Below are 15417 nucleotides of genomic sequence, written 5' to 3' on the forward strand. Positions count from 1 at the left end.
TCACCACACGTATGCCGTCCGCACCCGGAAGGGCGGCCGGCCCGTTCCGGCCGGCCGCCCTCGCACGGTCGCGGGTCAGGCCCGGCGCATGGCGCGGGTGCCGACGAGCAGCCCCAGGCCCGCCACCACCAGGGCCGCGACGGCGCCCTGCGCCACGGTGGCCGAGGCGAGTTCCCCGCCGAAGAGCGCCCGTTCGGCGTCCACCACGTAGGTCAGCGGGTTGAGCTTGGACAGCACCTGCATCCAGCCGGGCCCGTCGTCGACCGGCAGGAGCATCCCGGCCAGCAGCATCAGCGGGAAGATCAGGGTCTGCTGGATCGCCCAGAACATCCACTCCTGGTCCTTGGACGCCAGGGCCAGCGTGTAGGAGAACGCGCCGAGCCCGACCCCGAAGACCCCGAGGATCAGCAGCCCGACGACCGCCCCGCCCAGATGCGGCCGGAAGCCGAACGGAACGGTGGCGGCGACGATCAGCGCCGCCTGGCCGACGATCGGGACGATCTCCTTCAGCGACCGCCCGACGATCAGCGCGGACCGGCGCAGCGGGGACACCAGCGTCCGCTCGTGCGAGCCGGTCTGCATCTCGAACTGCAGGTTCGACCCGGTGGTCGAGCCGGCGAACAGGCAGGACATCACGATGATGCCGGGGACGAACCACTGCAGCGCGGACCCGCCGCCAGGCACGTCCGGCAGCAGCGGCCCGAACAGCGCCAGGAAGAACAGCGGCTGCACCATGGTGAAGACCAGCGAGAACGGGTTGCGCAGCACGGGCCGCAGCTCGCGGCCGAAGACGACGGCGGTGTCCATGACCATGCTGGTGCTCATCGGGCGTCCTTTCGGGGCGTTCAGGGGGCTCGGGACGGCGCTCACGCGGCCTCCCCGGTGGTGGCGGACTCCTCGCGGAGGCTGCGTCCGGTCAGGTTGAGGAAGACGTCGTCGAGGGTGGGCCGGGCGACTTCGACGGCGGCCACCTCGATGCCCGCCTCGTCCAGGCCGCGCAGCAGCTTGGGCGCGAGCCGGGCGCCGCCGTCGGTCTCGATCACCACCTGCGCGCCCGCCCGCTCGACCCGGCCGCCCGCCACCACGCCGAGCCGTTCGGCCACCACACGCCGCGCGTCCCGCTCGTGGCCGAGGGTCAGGGTGATGCGGTCGCCGGCATGGTCGGCCTTGAGCCGCTCCGGGGTGTCGTCGGCGATCACCTGCCCGTGGTCGATCACGATGACCCGCTCGGCCAGCTGGTCGGCCTCGTCGAGGTAGTGGGTGGTCAGGACGATCGTGGTGCCGTGCTCGGCGCGGAGCGCGGCGATGTGCTCCTGGAGGTTCGCCCGGTTCTGCGGGTCCAGCCCGGTGGACGGCTCGTCCAGGAACAGCAGGTCGGGGGCGTGGATCAGGCCCATCGCGATGTCCAGCCGCCGCCGCTGGCCGCCGGACAGCGACGACACCAGCCGGTCGGCGACGCCCTCCAGGTCGAGCGAGGCGATCAGCTCGGCCGCCCGGGCGCGCGCCGCCGTCCGGCTCAGCCCGTACGCCCGGCCCTGGCTGACGAGTTCGTCGCGGCCCCGCTGGCTGTGCGCGGCCCCGTTGCCCTGGCCGATGTAGCCGATCCGGGCGCGCACGCCGCGCGGGTCGGCCGTCACGTCGAGCCCGGCGACCTCGGCCGTGCCCGAGGTGGGCGGCAGCAGCGTGGTGAGCATCCGCAGGGTGGTGGACTTGCCGGCCCCGTTCGGGCCCAGCAGCGCCACCAGCTCGCCGGCCTCGACGTGCAGGTCGAGGCCGCGTACCGCCTCGACCGTCTCCTTCTTGACGGTGAAGTGCCTGGTCAGTCCGCGTGTACGAATCATGGTGCCGTTCATGGGACCAACGCTAGAGTTGATTCCGGCCAGTTTTTGACCTGAATGTGCGGGAGCCTGGATCCATGGCGAGCACGAGCGAACGAATGCTGCGGTTGCTGTCCCTCCTGCAGACCCACCGGTACTGGCCGGGACAGGAACTGGCCGGGCGGCTGGAGGTGAGCGAACGGACGCTGCGCCGCGACGTCGACCGGCTGCGCGAGCTGGGCTACCCGGTCGACGCGGGCCGCGGGGTCGGCGGCGGCTACCAGCTGCGGTCCGGCGCGGCCATGCCGCCGCTGCTCCTCGACGACGAGGAGGCGGTCGCCATCGCCGTCGGGCTCCAGGCGGCCGCCGGCGGCGCCGTGGCGGGCATGGAGGAGCCGGCGGTGCGCGCGCTGGCCAAGGTCGCCTCGGTCATGCCGCCCCGGCTGCGCCGCCGGGTGGAGGCGCTGCGCACCTACACCGTGCCCGCCGCGCTGGGCGGGGAGCCGGCGATCGACGCGGCGGCGCTGACCGTGATCGCCCTGGCCTGCCGGGACGACGAGCGACTGCGGTTCGGCTACCGCGCCCGCGACGGCGAGCGGACGACCCGGACGGTCGAGCCGCACCGGCTCGTCTCACGGGGCCGCCGCTGGTACCTGGTGGCATGGGACGTCGAGCGGCACGACTGGCGCACCTTCCGGGTCGACCGGCTGGCCGACCCCGAGCCGACCGGCACCCGGTTCCGGCAGCGCGAACTCCCCGGCGGGGACGCCGCCGAGTTCGTCCGCGAGCGGATCGCGGCGATCCCGACCAGGTACCAGGTCGAGGTGCTGCTGCGGGCACCCGCCGCCGAGGTCGAGCCGGGCGCCCGCCCCTGGGCCACGGTCGAGCCCGTCGACGACCGGTCGTGCCGGCTACTGATGAACACCGACACGCTGCACTGGCCGACCATGCTGCTCACCACGCTGAACCGCGACTTCGAGGTGGTGCGCCCCGCCGAGCTGCGCGACCACCTGCGTGCCACGGCCGAACTGCTGCTCCGCTCGGGCGGCGCCTAGCGGGTGGCGGCCTCGATGTTCTCCCGGGAGCGCTTGATGTCCTGGGAGCCCTCCTCAAGGGCGATCGCCATCTTGTCGAAGGCGGTCTTGGCCTCCTGCCAGGCCGAGCGGAACCGGTCGGCGCGCGGACCCCACCACACCTCGGAGCTGCTGACGGTGCGACCGTTCAGGTCCTTGATGAGAGCGTCGAGGTTGCGGGAGTGCTTGCTGAACATCCGAGAGAGTTCTTCCAGTGCCGCGATGTTGGCACCGCGCCGGTCTCCGCTCATGGTGATGACCCTTCATCGTCGCCCTGCGTGGACCCCCGACATTCGGCGCCAGCCTACGTCCCGGCCTCCCGCCCGGCCAGGGTTCTCGCAACAGGGCTCGTGAAAAGGGTCAGCGGGAGGGGTCATTGAACGGCCGCGCCCCGGAGTCGAGCAGGTGCTCGCGGAGCAGCGTGAGCCGCTCGCCCCGGGCGCGGAACTCGAACCGGCGCCGCACCCGCTGGGTGACCGCCCGGCGCCCGCCCGGCGACTCGTACCGCGCCTCGGTGAACTCGGTGGCGTCCAGCACGATGCGGTCGCCGGCGCGGATCACCTGGTCGATCCCGAGCCTGGTGCGCACGGCGATGTAGGGCGGCCCGCCGGGGACCGGCGCCCGGTTGTGCGTCTCCAGCTCGCGCACCGCCCGCCGCTGCCGCCGCACCAGTTCGGGGGCCAGCCGGACGCCCGCGACCTCGGCGGGCACCGACCGGGACTTGACCCGGTGGACCAGCGCGTCGTTGCGCTTCTGGAGCACGGTGCGGGCGGCCGTGGCGAGCTGTTCGCGGGTGGACTCGTCCACCGGCTCCGGCACGGTGCGGGCGCTGGAGGAGGGCAGGGCCGCGCACCCTGCGATCAGGGCGGCGGCGAGGAAGAGGCGCGTCGGGCGGCGGGCCATCGGACTTCTCCGGTCGGTGGCGATCCCCGCGAAGATACACCGCCAGGCTGGCCGAACACCGGCAAGTGCCCCCTTGCGAATCACGTGATAACCCGTTGCCTAGACTTTCGCATCAGGCCGAGTAAGGAGACAGCCCGTGCGCAAGGTCCTGATCGCAAACCGCGGGGAGATCGCGGTCCGCATCGCCCGAGCCTGCCGTGACGCCGGTCTCGGCAGTGTCGCGGTGTACGCCGAGCCCGATCTGGACGCGTTGCACGTGCGCGTCGCCGACGAGGCGCACGCGCTGGGCGGCCAGACCGCGGCCGAGAGCTACCTCGACATCGCGAAGCTGCTGAAGGTCGCCGAGGAGTCGGGGGCCGACGCGGTGCACCCCGGTTACGGCTTCCTCGCCGAGAACGCCGACTTCGCCGCGGCCGTCGAGGCGGCGGGCCTGACCTGGATCGGCCCGCCCCCCGCCGCGATCACCGCGCTGGGCGACAAGGTGCAGGCCCGGCACATCGCCCAGCGGGTCGGCGCGCCGCTGGTCGCCGGCACCAAGGACCCGGTCTCCGGCGCCGACGAGGTGGTCGCCTTCGCCCGGGAGCACGGCCTGCCCATCGCGATCAAGGCGGCGTACGGCGGCGGCGGGCGCGGCCTCAAGGTGGCCCGCACCCTGGAAGAGGTGCCCGAGCTGTACGAGTCGGCGGTGCGCGAGGCCGTCGGCGCGTTCGGCCGCGGCGAGTGCTTCGTCGAGCGCTACCTCGACCGCCCCCGGCACGTGGAGACCCAGTGCCTGGCCGACAAACACGGCAACGTCGTCGTGGTGTCCACCCGCGACTGCTCGCTGCAGCGCCGGCACCAGAAGCTGGTGGAGGAGGCCCCGGCCCCGTTCCTCACCGAGGAGCAGGTCGCGCTGCTGTACACCTCCTCCAAGGCGATCCTCAAGGAGGCCGGCTATGTGGGCGCCGGCACCTGCGAGTTCCTGGTCGGCCAGGACGGCACCATCTCGTTCCTGGAGGTCAACACCCGCCTCCAGGTCGAGCACCCGGTGACCGAGGAGGTCGCAGGGGTCGACCTGGTCCGCGAGATGTTCCGGATCGCCGCCGGGGAGGAGATCGGCTACGGCGACCCCGAGCTGCGCGGCCACTCGATCGAGTTCCGCATCAACGCCGAGGACGCCGGTCGCGGCTTCCTGCCCGCGGTCGGCACCCTGTCGGCCTGGCACCCGCCGTCCGGCCCGGGCGTCCGGCTGGACTCCGGCTACGAGCAGGGCGAGACGGTGCCGCAGGCGTTCGACTCCCTGATCGCCAAGCTGATCGTGACCGGTGCCACCCGGGAGCAGGCGATCGAGCGCTCCCGCCGGGCGCTGGCCGAGTTCGGGGTGGACGGCATGCCGACCGTGCTGCCGTTCCACCGCGCGGTGCTGGAGGACCCCGCGTACGTCGAGGCGCCGTTCTCCGTCCACACCCGGTGGATCGAGACCGAGTTCGACAACACCATCCCGCCGTACGAGGTCGTCCCCGCCGACGAGGACGAGGCCGGCGAGCGCGAGCGGGTCACCGTCGAGGTGGGCGGCCGGCGGCTGGAGGTCGTGCTCCCCGCCGGATTCGGCGCCGGTGCCGCCCCCGCGGCGGCGGCCGGCCCGGCCCGGCGGCGCGGCGGCAAGAAGGCCGGCGGGGCGCAGGCGGGCGGCGACTCCCTGGTCAGCCCGATGCAGGGCACCATCGTCAAGATCCTCGTTGAGGACGGCGCGGCTGTCGCGGCCGGCGACACCGTCGTGGTGCTGGAGGCCATGAAGATGGAGCAGCCGCTCACCGCGCACAAGGCCGGCACCGTCACCGGGCTGGCCGCCGAGGTGGGCCAGACGGTCGCCAGCGGCGCGGTGATCTGCGAGATCAAGGACTCCTGACACCGGATCGCGCCACCTTCGGCTCCGGGCGCATGGATCCCGTCCGCGGGGTAGGGCAGGGGCCCGAAGGAGGAGCAACTGGTGAAACTTGGACATCTGCGACCGCTCTACGAGCACGGCGGCCCCTACGCCTCTGTCTACCTGCCCACCGACCGGCACTCCGCGGACGCGGCGAAGGCGATCTCGTTGCACTGGCGGCACGCCCGGATCGAGCTGAGCCGGCTGGGCGTCGACGACCCCACCCTGGACGCGATCGAAGAGGTGGTCATCGACCGCCGCAACGCGGCGCCCGGCCGGGCGGTCTTCGCCGCCGGCGGAGAGATCCTGTACACCCATGACCTGCCCGAGCCGCCGCAGCAGTCCGTGCGGTACGGCCGGCTGCCCGACGTGCTGCCGCTGCTGGAGCGGTGCTCCGAGGAGGTGCCGATCGTCCAGGTCAAGGCCGACCGGCAGGGCGCCGACATCATCGTCGCCAACGGCGGCGGCGAGCCGTCGGTCAACACCGTGGACGGCGCCGACTGGCCCATCCGCAAGGTGAAGAGCGGCGGCTGGTCGCACTCCCACATCCAGCGCAACGCCGAGGAGACCTGGGAGCAGAACGCCCGCGCGGTCGCCGCCGAGGTCGCCCGCGAGGCCCGGGAGATCGACGCCGAGCTGATCCTGGTGGGCGGCGACGTCCGCGCCCGGGAACTCGTGCTGGAGAGCCTGCCCGAGCCGTACGTCCGGCGGGCGGTGCCGGCCGAGCGCGGCGTCCGGGCGGCGGGCGCGGACGAGGCGGCCTGGGAGGAGGAGGTGGCGGCGGCGCTCCGGGCCCACGACGACGAGCGGCACGACGCCCTGATCGCCCGGTTCCGCGAGGCGCACGGCCGGGGCGACGCCGTGGCCGGGCTGGCCCCGGTGGTCGAGGCGCTGCGCGCCGGGCAGGTGGAGACGCTGCTGGTGGCGCCGCCGGTGCGGGGCGAGCTCTGCTACGGCGAGCGGCCGCATGAGATCGCGCTCGACGAGCAGGGGCTGGCCGACCTCGGCGTCCACGAGCCCCGGTGCGAGTCGGCGGGGTCGGTGCTCGTCCGCTCGGCCGTGGCCACGGACGCGGAGCTGGAGTTCACCGACGCCCTCGCCCTGCAGGACGGCACCGGAGCGCTGCTGCGTTACACCCCCTGAAGGGACCTCCTGCCCTGCCACCCCTAGAATCCACAGCTATGCGGTGGCTGGTCACGGTTCTGGGGGTCGTGTCGGCTCTGGCGGCCGGACCGGTGAACTCCGCGCACGCGGAACCGCCCACCCGCGCCGACGTCCTCGCCGCCCGCCTGGCCAAGGACCCGGTCCAGGTCACCGACCACGCCCCCCGGGAGCTGCCGGCCGACACCGCGGCCCGGATCCGGGCCGCGGTGGGCCGGCTCGGCGTCCCCTGCTACGTGGTGGTCGGCCTGCCGGGCCTGGACGAGCGACCCGGCGAGCTGATCCCGCTGCTGCGCGACCGGCTGGGCCGGGACGGCGTCTACCTCGTCACCGACCCGGCCGGGGGCGGCACCGCCCGGCAGTACGGCGGCTCGCTGCCGGTGACGGACGCCTGGCTGGCCGCCGGGAGGGAACTGCCCTACGACGCCGGTGCGGCCCGGCACGTCGAACGGTTCGTGGAGATCCTGCGCGACCCGAACGCGGGCCGGCGGATCGCCGAACGGTGGCGGACCCCGCGGCCGGAACGCCGTGACCTGAGCGAGGAGCGCGACCGCCGGGAGATGGCCGCGCTGGGCGGCGGTGCCGTCCTCGGCGGGCTGCCGGTGCTCGTCCTGCTCGTCGTCCGCCGCCGGATCCGCCGAGCCAGGAGCGAGCTCCGGTGAGCGCGGCGGCCCGCCTCGCGGCCCTGCTGGTCGCGATGCTCGCCCTCGTTCCCGGCCCGGCGGCCGCCGCCCCCGGGGATCCGCCGCACGCGGCGGACCGGTGGGCGCGGGTGGCGGCGGAGCTGGCGAAGGATCCGCTGTTCGTGGACCCGGACCTGGCGGGCGCGCTGGACGACGCCGACCGCGCGCGGCTGCGGAAGGCGATGGCCGGAACCGCGCGGCGGATCGGCGTTCCGGTGTACGTGGTGGTGATCCCCAATCCGCTCGGCTCGGAGTCGCAGGGGCGGGCCGAGCCGTTCCTGTTCGGCCTGCGCGAGCGGCTGGGGCGCGACGGCCTGTACCTGACGTCCAACGAGTACGGGCGGATCGACGCCGTGCCGTTCGGGGTGCCGCGCGAGCTCAGCCGGGTCCAGACCGTCCCGTCCGAGCTGCGCCTCCCCCCGGACTACCGGACCCCGCTGGCCCGGCTGACCGACCGCCTGAACATCGTGCTCGGCAGGGTCGCCGCCGCGCCGCCGGGCCCGACCACCACGCCCCGACCGGTCGAGACCGTGGCCCCCTTCGGGCAGGAGCGGCCACCGCCGCGCGAGGCCGCGTTCTGGGCCCCGTTCCTCACCGGCCTGCTCGTGCTGGGCCCGCTGGCCGCCGTGGTGCTGTACGGCCTGTACGCGTCGTTCCCCCTGGTCGCCGGGGTGCTGCGACGGCGGGTCCCGGGCCTGCCCGGGCCGCGGGACCGGTCCTGGCCGAAGGGGCCGACCCGGCCGTCGGTGCGGTGGCTGCGCGCCCGGGCGGCCGAAGAGCTCGGCCGGCTCCGGGCCCTGCTGCCCCCGGGCGACGACGAGCCCGGCCGGGCGTACGCGCTGCGGGCCTACGACGCCGCGCAGATCCTCTTCGACGACCTCGACCCCCGGCCGGCCAAGAAGGACGCCGCCGCGGTACTCGACCTGGTCGGGGTGGTGGTGCTCGCCCGGCAGGGCCAGGCCGTCCTGGCCGGACGGACCGCCCGGCCCGCCGCCCCCTGCTTCGTGAACCCGCTGGACGGCCCGTCCACCAAGCGCCGGAAGGTCGGCGCGCAGGGCACCCGCCCGGTCTGCGCGGCCTGCGCCACCGCCCCGGAGCCGGCGTTGACCCGGCTGATGCTCACGGTGCCCGACGGCCGCCCGCACCACGCCGTGCCGGGCCGCTGGAAGCGCGCCGGGTTCGGGTCCCGCCGGCCCGACCTGGCCTCGGACGTACTGGAGTCCCTCGGTGTCGACTGAACCCTCCGTCGGGCAGCGGATCGCCGCCGCACTGCGCCGGTCACCGATCTACGTCGACCGGTCGCTGGCCCCGGCCCTCCCCCCGGCCCGGCGGTCGGCGTTGCTGGCCGCGATGCGGCGCTCGCCGATCCCGATCCACGTCATCGTCGTGCCGATGGTGAAGGGCGGCACCTGGGATGACCCCGGGGAACTCCTCAACGTCGTGCACGACCGGCTGCGCCGGGACGGCCTGTACCTCACCCTCGGTGAGACCTCCGGGCAGTTGCACGGCCGCCAGTGGGGCGGTACCGAGGAGTCCCGGCGCAACAGCGAGGACGCCGTCCGGGTGCCGTTCTTCCTCCCCGAGATGAGGGATGCCGCGCTGGCCGACCGGCTGCTGCGCGCCATCGAACTGGTCGCCGCGGGGCGGGGCACCGCCGAGTACGAGACGGCCACCGCCCACCTGCGCAGCCGCACCGGGCGCTCCCGGCCCGCGCCGGACGGGGAGGAAGGTGGGCCGGTGCTGCCGTTCACCGCCGGCGGGGTGGCCGTGGCGGCGGTGGCGGGCCTGCTGGTGTGGCGGTGGCGCCGGGGTGCCCGGGTATCGCGCGCCGGGGACCCGATGCTGTCCCCCCGCGGCGTGCTGGCGATCGCCGCGCAGGCGACCGAGGAGGAGTTGCGCGAGTTGGCGGCACGCGAGGTCGTGGCCTTCGGCGAGTCGCTGGACGAGGCCGACTTCGACACCTCCACGACCCGGGTGCGCGAGCTGACGACCCGGGCGCTGGACGCGTACCAGGCGGCCGGGAAGGTGCTCGACTCGGCGGCCGGGCCGGCCGACCTGGCGGGGGTGCTCGTCCTGGTCGACCAGGGCCGGGACGCGCTGGCCTCCGCGCGGTCGCTGGCCGGTGGGGGGCGGGAGGTCCCGTCCAGCCCGCTGTGCTTCTTCAACCCGCTGCACGGCGACGCGACGACCACCGCGAACTGGCGCCCGCTGGGTCGCCGGGAGCGGCTGCGGGTCCGGACGTGCGCGGCCTGCGCCCGGGACGTCCACGCCCGCCGTACGCCGGAGGTGCTGGCCGACCGGGTGGACGGGCGCCCGGTGCCCTACTTCGAAGTCGAGCCCGAGCGGAGTGTGTGGGCCCGGACGGGGTACGGCCAGCTTCGGAACGACCTCGTACAGCGCGTGCTGCGCGGCGATCTGCGCCGCTGAACCGGCTGGCCTGCCGGAACGCCGGAGGATCGCCGTTCGTCCCACTATGGGGGGAGAACATGGCTACCGCGCAGATCACCCGAAATATCCAGCGAATCGCCCTCATACTGCTCACCGGCCTGGTGGCGCTGCTGGCCCTCATGCCCGCCGCCCGCGCCGACACGGTCTCCCAGATCGCCGGCGGCCTCATGAACTCGCGGCTGTACGTCACCTCCGGTGGCCAGGCCGCGCTGCCCCCGGCCCAGCGGCCCGCCGTGACCGCCGCCCTGGACCGGGCCCGCACCGCCGACATCAGGGTCGTCGTCACCCAGGCGGGCGCCACCCAGAGTGACCTGGTGCGCATGCTGAACGCCGTCCGCGAACGAGTGGGCAAGGGCGACACCTATGTCGCGATCACCGCCGACAACAAGATGCTCGCCGTCTCCGACGACCTGTCCGGCCAGGAGATCAACCAGATCGTCGCGCGGACCGACGGCGACGTCGGGAACCGGCTGATCCAGTTCGCCGGCCTCGCCGACCGGGAGGCCGCCGACAACGCCGCCGCCGGGCGCACGTCGAGCCTGGTGCTGCTGGGCGTCCTCGCCCTCGTCGTCGTCGGGACCGTCGGCCTCGTCACGTCGAGCAAGCGCCGCCGGCGCCGGCAGGAGGCCCAGGACCTGGCCGAACTCAAGCAGGGCGTGGCCGAGGACGTGACCCGGCTCGGCGAGGACATCGCCGCGCTCGACCTCGACGTCATGGACCCCAGGCTCGACCCCGTCATCCGCGCCGACTACACCCACGCCCTCGACTCCTACGACCGGGCCAAGGCCGCGGCCGAGGGCGCGGCACGGCCCGCCGACATCGGCGCCGTCACCACCGCGCTGGAGGACGGCCGCTACGCCATGACCGCCACCCGCGCCAGGCTGGCCGGCGAGCCGGTGCCCGAGCGGCGCCCGCCGTGCTTCTTCAACCCGCAGCACGGCCCGTCGGCCGAGGACGTGCTCTGGGCACCGCCCGGTGGAACACCGCGCACCGTGCCCACCTGCACCGCCGACGCCGAAGCCGTACGGAGCGGCGGGGACCCGGACGCCCGGCTGGTGCCGACGGCCGCGGGCCGCCGCCCCTACTGGGAGGCCGGACCGGCGTACGCGCCGTACGCCGGGGGCTACTACGCCGGGTACGGCGGCCTGGACCTGCTCAGCGGCATGATGATCGGCACCGCGCTGGGCTCGATGCTCGGCGGCGGCTGGGGCCTCGGCGGCTTCGGCGGGTACCCCGGCGGCGACATGGGCGGCGACTTCGGCGGCGACACCGGCGACCTGGGCGGCGGCTGGGACTTCGGCAGCGGCGACTTCGGCGGAGGCGGCGGCTTCGGCGGCGACTTCTGAAACCCCACGGGGCGCGGCGTCACGGGAGGGCCAGGGTCTCTTCCAGGGCGGTGCGGAGGGCTGCGAGGTCCGCCGCCGCGCGGGTGCGCGCCGCCGCCACGTCGCCGGTGACCGGGGTCACGACCTCCAGGTAGCACTTGAGCTTGGGCTCGGTGCCCGACGGGCGGACCACCACCCGGGCGCCGTCGGCCAGCCGCAGCCGCAGGCCCTCGGTGGGGGGCAGGCCCGCGAGCCCCTGGGTGAGGTCGTCGACGGCGGTGACCGCCCGGCCGGCCAGCGCCTTCGGCGGCTCCCGGCGGAGGGCGGCCGAAGCGGCGGCGATCAGCTCGGGGTCGGGCAGCCGGACCGAGAGCTGGGCGGTGGCGTGCAGGCCGTGCCGGCGGGCCTGGTCGTCGAGCAGGTCGGCGAGCGTCCGCCCGTCGAGCCGGGCCTGCGCGGCCAGCGCCGCCACCGCCAGCGCGGCGCCGATGCCGTCCTTGTCGTGCACCACCGGGCCGTCGTCGCCGCCGACGCAGTAGCCCAGCGCCTCCTCGTAGGCGAAGACCAGCCGGTCGGCGGGCGCCGCGGCGCGCATCAGCCACTTGAACCCGGTCAGCGTGACCGCCGAGCGCACCCGGTGCGCCGCGGCGATCCGGCCGAGCAGCGACGACGAGACGATCGTGGTGGCCACCAGCCGGTCCGTGCCGTGCGTGCGGCCCAGCACGTACTCGGCGAGGAGACCGCCGAGCTCGTCGCCGGTGAGCGGGCGGAGGCCGCCGTCCGGGGCGGGCACCGCCACCGCGCACCGGTCCGCGTCGGGGTCGTTGGCGATCACCAGGTCGGAGCCGGACGCCTCCGCCAGCTCCAGGACCAGGTCCATCGCCCCCGGCTCCTCCGGGTTGGGGAAGGCGACCGTGGGGAAGTCCGGGTCGGGTTCGGCCTGCTCCGCCACCACCGCCGGGGCGGGGAGACCCGTCCAGCGGAAGGCCCGCAGCAGGACGTCCCGGCCCACCCCGTGCAGCGGGGTGTAGGCGACCCGGACGTCGCGGGCGGTGCCCAGCGGCAGGCGGGACAGGCCGTGCAGGTACGCCTCGACGATCTCGTCGCCGAGGACGGTCCAGCCGGTGCCCAGCGGCAGCTCGTCCACCCGGCCGACGGCGTCGATCGCCGCGGAGATCTCGGTGTCCAGCGGCGGGACGATCTGCGCGCCGTCCCCCCAGTAGACCTTGTAGCCGTTGTCGCGGGGCGGGTTGTGGCTGGCGGTGACCATGACCCCGGCGTCCGCGCCCAGGTACCCCACCGCGTGCGCCAGCACCGGGGTCGGCAGCGGGCCCGGCAGCAGCCACGCGGTCAGGCCCGCCCCGGTCAGCACGGCGGCGGTGTCCAGGGCGAACCGCTCGGAGTTGTGCCGCGCGTCGTACCCGATCACCACCCCCGGCGGCTCGTCCGCCGCCTCCTCCAGCAGCCGGGCGGCGAGGCCCGCGGCGGCGCGCATCACGGTGACGCGGTTCATCCGGTTGGGGCCCGCGCCCAGCTCGCCGCGCAGCCCCGCGGTGCCGAACTCCAGCCGCCCGGCGAACCGGTCGGCCAGCGCCGCCTCGTCGCCCGCGTCGAGCAGGGCCCGCAGTTCGGCCCGGGTCGCCGGATCGGGGTCCTGGGCCAGCCACTCCTCGGCCGCGGCGCGGGTCACAGCTTCGCCACCACGGTGGCCAGCAGGCCGCCCATCCGGGCGGCGGCGGCACGGCCGGCGGCGAGCACCTCCTCGTGGTCGAGCAGCCCCTCGGACAGGCCGGCCGCCACATTGGTGACCAGTGAGATCCCCAGCACCTCGGCGCCGCCCCGGCGGGCCTCGATCGCCTCCAGCACGGTCGACATGCCGACCAGGTCGGCGCCCAGCGTGCGGAGCATGCGGATCTCCGCCGGGGTCTCGTAGGTGGGGCCGCGGAACGCCGCGTACACCCCCTCGGCCAGGGTCGGGTCGGCCTCCCTGGCCAGCGCGCGCAACCGGGTCGAGTACGCCTCGGTGAGGTCGAGGAACGTCGCGCCCGTGAGCGGGTTGGCCCCGGTCAGGTTCAGGTGGTCGGAGATCAGCACCGGTTCCCCGACGGACTGCCGCTCCGGCCGGAGCCCGCCCGCCGCGTTGGTCAGCACCACGGTCTTCACCCCCGCGGCCAGCGCGGTGCGCACCCCGTGCACCACCGGATCGACGCCGCGCCCCTCGTACAGGTGCGTGCGTCCCAGGAACACCAGCGCGTTCCGGTCCCCCACCCGGACGGCCCGCACCCGCCCCGCGTGCCCCTCCACCGCCGGCGGCGCGAAACCGGCCAGCTCGGTCACCGGCAGTTCCTCGGCCGGCTCGCCCAGCGCGTCCGCCGCGGGCACCCACCCGGAGCCCATCACCAGGGCCACGTCGAAGGAGTCGAAGGTCCGCGCCCGTACCTGGTCAGCGGCCTTCCGCGCCAGCTCGAAAGCCTCATCGCTCATCAGCCGACCATATCCCCACCCGAACCCCCCGATGCGCCCTGGTCGCGCCGGGAAGGGCTCAGTGGTCGTCCGGGTTGGTGGCGAGCCAGTAGTGCAGGGCGATGATGAATTCGAGGTGGTGGCGGGGCTCGTACATGGCGGTGCCGAAGAGCTCTTCGAGCTGGCGGAGCCGGTAGCGGACGGTCTGGGCGTGCAGGTGCAGGCGGCTGGCGACGTCCGTCGCGTTGAAGCCGGACTCCAGGCAGCTGAGGAGGGTCGTGGCCAGGCGGCGGCGGTACTGGTCCCGGACTTCCATGAGCGGGGCGAGCCGGGCGGCCACGAGGTACTCGGTCATGTCCCGGTCGCGGAACGCCTGCATCAGGGGGACGTGGTCGGCGGCGACCACGGGTTCCGGGCCGCGGATGTGCCCGTCCAGAGCCAGGCCGAGGGCGCGGCGGGCCCAGGCCAGCGAGCGGGCCACCCCGGTGATCTCGGTGGTGGGGCCGATGGCGGCCGTCCAGACGCCCAGCTCCGCGGCGAGGGCTTCGCGGCGTCCCGGCCCGTCGGGGTCCGGGATGATCAGGCAGGGCTCGGGCAGGTGCAGCCCCGCCAGGGCGTCCGCCGGGACGGCCGATCTGCGGGCCGGGTCGACGCCGGGGTCGCGCCGGTGCAGGGCGACGGCGGCGACGGTCATGGGGATCCGCCAGGCGGCGTCCAGCGCCAGTTCCCGGACCTCGTCGGGGCTGGGGGACTCGCTGATCAGCAGGTCCAGCAGCTTCCGGCGGCGGAGGTGCTGCTCGCCGGCGGCGCGCGCCTGGGTGTCCTTGTGGCCCGCCAGCATCGCGGCGGTCACCTGGTCGACGTAGACGAGGGTCTTCTGGGCGATCTGTCCGATGACGTTCGGGGTCACGCCGGGGTGGTCCTGGACGGCCTCGCTCAGCCGGCTGATGGTGATCCCGGTGCCGATGCTGAAAGCGGTCTGCCATTCCTCGGGCCGGATGCCCTCCTCGGTCGTCCAGGCGCCGAACCCGCGGAAGAAGTCGAGGAGCCGGTCGAGGGGATGCTCGTCGTCCTCCATCAATTCGATGAACTCACCGATCATCAGGGACACCGACCGGTTGAGGTGCTGCGCGTAGCGCGGGTCGTGCGGCCGGACGATCACCGGTAGCTGCGCCTCGATCGCCTGCACCGCCTCGGCCACCACGGCCGGGGCACGCCCGCGCATGACCGCGATGACGGCGGCCACCTCCGCGTCGGACATCCCATGCTCGATCAAGTGATAACGCATATCCCTAGCAAGGTAGGAGTAATCGACGTCACAGACAACCCGGACTCGATACCCCAAAATGCGCCCTGAACTACACGAATGCGACAAGGGCGGCAGGGTGTGAACCCAGCTGACCGCAGTGCCGCTCAGACTTGTCACCAAACCAAAAAAGACCGGGTTCGAGATGTCCGCGGCGTCGGTTCCATGCGGTAACCGAATCTCGATGATCGTCGCGGTTCCGGCCACGGTCGCCGCCGTTGACGCACGGGTGGGCCGGAGCCGCCGCGCCCACGCAAGGCTCCCCGCACTTGGGGCTGGCGCCACGGCCGGCCAGGGCGCCCAGGTGCCTCCCGCTCGTCCGCGGAGGCCGG

At 74.6% G+C, this 15417-nt stretch carries 14 protein-coding genes; 7 read left to right on the forward strand and 7 right to left on the reverse strand.

Features of this window, described 5'->3' with window-relative positions; genetic code table 11:
* Window positions 1-75 precede the first annotated feature (75 nt).
* The gene (locus DPM19_RS25990; RefSeq protein WP_199485286.1) at window positions 76-825 is read right to left on the reverse strand and encodes an ABC transporter permease; all 750 of its coding nucleotides are present in this window, start codon (window positions 823-825) and stop codon (window positions 76-78) included.
* A 41-nt stretch (window positions 826-866) separates the two neighbouring features.
* Entirely contained in the window at window positions 867-1841 is a 975-nt protein-coding gene (locus DPM19_RS25995) for an ATP-binding cassette domain-containing protein (RefSeq protein WP_111870794.1), read from the reverse strand.
* 74 nt (window positions 1842-1915) lie between these two features.
* Between DPM19_RS25995 and DPM19_RS26000 the strand changes: the two genes are divergently transcribed.
* A complete protein-coding gene (locus DPM19_RS26000; protein WP_199485287.1) occupies window positions 1916-2872 on the forward strand; it encodes a helix-turn-helix transcriptional regulator in 957 nt (318 codons plus the stop codon).
* Here DPM19_RS26000 and DPM19_RS26005 read toward each other — a convergent pair.
* Together DPM19_RS26005 and DPM19_RS26010 are read right to left on the reverse strand one after the other, a co-directional pair.
* Window positions 2869-3141, reverse strand: a complete 273-nt coding sequence (locus DPM19_RS26005) for a WXG100 family type VII secretion target (protein WP_111870669.1) — start codon at window positions 3139-3141, stop codon at window positions 2869-2871. The two genes, DPM19_RS26000 and DPM19_RS26005, sit on opposite strands and share 4 nt — an antisense overlap.
* Before the next feature lie 109 nt (window positions 3142-3250).
* Window positions 3251-3793 carry a hypothetical protein gene (locus tag DPM19_RS26010; protein ID WP_111870670.1) on the reverse strand — a complete coding sequence of 181 codons (543 nt, stop codon included), beginning with the start codon at window positions 3791-3793 and terminating at the stop codon, window positions 3251-3253.
* 136 nt (window positions 3794-3929) lie between these two features.
* Here DPM19_RS26010 and DPM19_RS26015 point away from each other — a divergent pair, with 136 nt between their 5' ends.
* The 6 genes from DPM19_RS26015 to DPM19_RS26040 all read left to right on the forward strand — a co-directional run bounded on the left by DPM19_RS26015 (window position 3930) and on the right by DPM19_RS26040 (window position 11337).
* Window positions 3930-5681, forward strand: coding sequence for an acetyl/propionyl/methylcrotonyl-CoA carboxylase subunit alpha (locus tag DPM19_RS26015; protein WP_111870671.1), 1752 nt, complete (start codon window positions 3930-3932; stop codon window positions 5679-5681).
* Window positions 5682-5762: 81 nt separating this feature from the next.
* Window positions 5763-6842, forward strand: coding sequence for a baeRF2 domain-containing protein (locus DPM19_RS26020; protein ID WP_111870672.1), 1080 nt, complete (start codon window positions 5763-5765; stop codon window positions 6840-6842).
* 38 nt (window positions 6843-6880) lie between these two features.
* Window positions 6881-7522 (forward strand): hypothetical protein, encoded by a 642-nt coding sequence (locus tag DPM19_RS26025; protein WP_111870673.1) that lies wholly within the window; start codon window positions 6881-6883, stop codon window positions 7520-7522.
* The gene (locus tag DPM19_RS26030) at window positions 7519-8781 is read left to right on the forward strand and encodes a hypothetical protein (RefSeq protein WP_111870674.1); all 1263 of its coding nucleotides are present in this window, start codon (window positions 7519-7521) and stop codon (window positions 8779-8781) included. Before DPM19_RS26025 ends, DPM19_RS26030 begins: the two co-directional genes overlap by 4 nt.
* A complete protein-coding gene (locus DPM19_RS26035; protein WP_111870675.1) occupies window positions 8771-9970 on the forward strand; it encodes a hypothetical protein in 1200 nt (399 codons plus the stop codon). Before DPM19_RS26030 ends, DPM19_RS26035 begins: the two co-directional genes overlap by 11 nt.
* A 59-nt stretch (window positions 9971-10029) precedes the next feature.
* Entirely contained in the window at window positions 10030-11337 is a 1308-nt protein-coding gene (locus DPM19_RS26040; protein ID WP_111870676.1) for a hypothetical protein, read from the forward strand.
* Window positions 11338-11356: 19 nt separating this feature from the next.
* Here the strand turns inward: DPM19_RS26040 and DPM19_RS26045 are convergent, their stop codons facing one another.
* From DPM19_RS26045 to DPM19_RS26055, 3 genes are read right to left on the reverse strand one after another with little or no spacing between them, the layout of a single operon-like run.
* Entirely contained in the window at window positions 11357-13006 is a 1650-nt protein-coding gene (locus DPM19_RS26045) for a phospho-sugar mutase (protein ID WP_111870677.1), read from the reverse strand.
* Entirely contained in the window at window positions 13003-13800 is a 798-nt protein-coding gene (locus tag DPM19_RS26050) for a purine-nucleoside phosphorylase (protein ID WP_111870678.1), read from the reverse strand. The genes DPM19_RS26045 and DPM19_RS26050 overlap by 4 nt, the downstream gene beginning before the upstream one ends.
* A 58-nt stretch (window positions 13801-13858) precedes the next feature.
* Complete coding sequence (locus tag DPM19_RS26055; protein ID WP_111870679.1) at window positions 13859-15040, reverse strand: PucR family transcriptional regulator; 1182 nt, start codon at window positions 15038-15040, stop codon at window positions 13859-13861.
* Window positions 15041-15417: the final 377 nt, after the last annotated feature.

The sequence above is a fragment of the Actinomadura craniellae genome (genome assembly GCF_003289645.1).
GTDB lineage: Bacteria > Actinomycetota > Actinomycetes > Streptosporangiales > Streptosporangiaceae > Actinomadura_D > Actinomadura_D craniellae.

Excerpts from the sequence above, each read along its gene's own strand:
- DPM19_RS26050 (WP_111870678.1), bottom strand. The coding sequence starts at position 13,800 with ATGAGCGATGAGGCTTTCGAGCTGGCGCGGAAGGCCGCTGACCAGGTA.
- DPM19_RS25990 (WP_199485286.1), bottom strand. The coding sequence starts at position 825 with ATGAGCACCAGCATGGTCATGGACACCGCCGTCGTCTTCGGCCGCGAG.
- DPM19_RS26005 (WP_111870669.1), bottom strand. The coding sequence starts at position 3,141 with ATGAGCGGAGACCGGCGCGGTGCCAACATCGCGGCACTGGAAGAACTC.
- DPM19_RS25995 (WP_111870794.1), bottom strand. The coding sequence starts at position 1,841 with ATGATTCGTACACGCGGACTGACCAGGCACTTCACCGTCAAGAAGGAG.
- DPM19_RS26000 (WP_199485287.1), top strand. The coding sequence starts at position 1,916 with ATGGCGAGCACGAGCGAACGAATGCTGCGGTTGCTGTCCCTCCTGCAG.
- DPM19_RS26040 (WP_111870676.1), top strand. The coding sequence starts at position 10,030 with ATGGCTACCGCGCAGATCACCCGAAATATCCAGCGAATCGCCCTCATA.
- DPM19_RS26010 (WP_111870670.1), bottom strand. The coding sequence starts at position 3,793 with ATGGCCCGCCGCCCGACGCGCCTCTTCCTCGCCGCCGCCCTGATCGCA.
- DPM19_RS26055 (WP_111870679.1), bottom strand. The coding sequence starts at position 15,040 with ATGTCCGACGCGGAGGTGGCCGCCGTCATCGCGGTCATGCGCGGGCGT.
- DPM19_RS26025 (WP_111870673.1), top strand. The coding sequence starts at position 6,881 with ATGCGGTGGCTGGTCACGGTTCTGGGGGTCGTGTCGGCTCTGGCGGCC.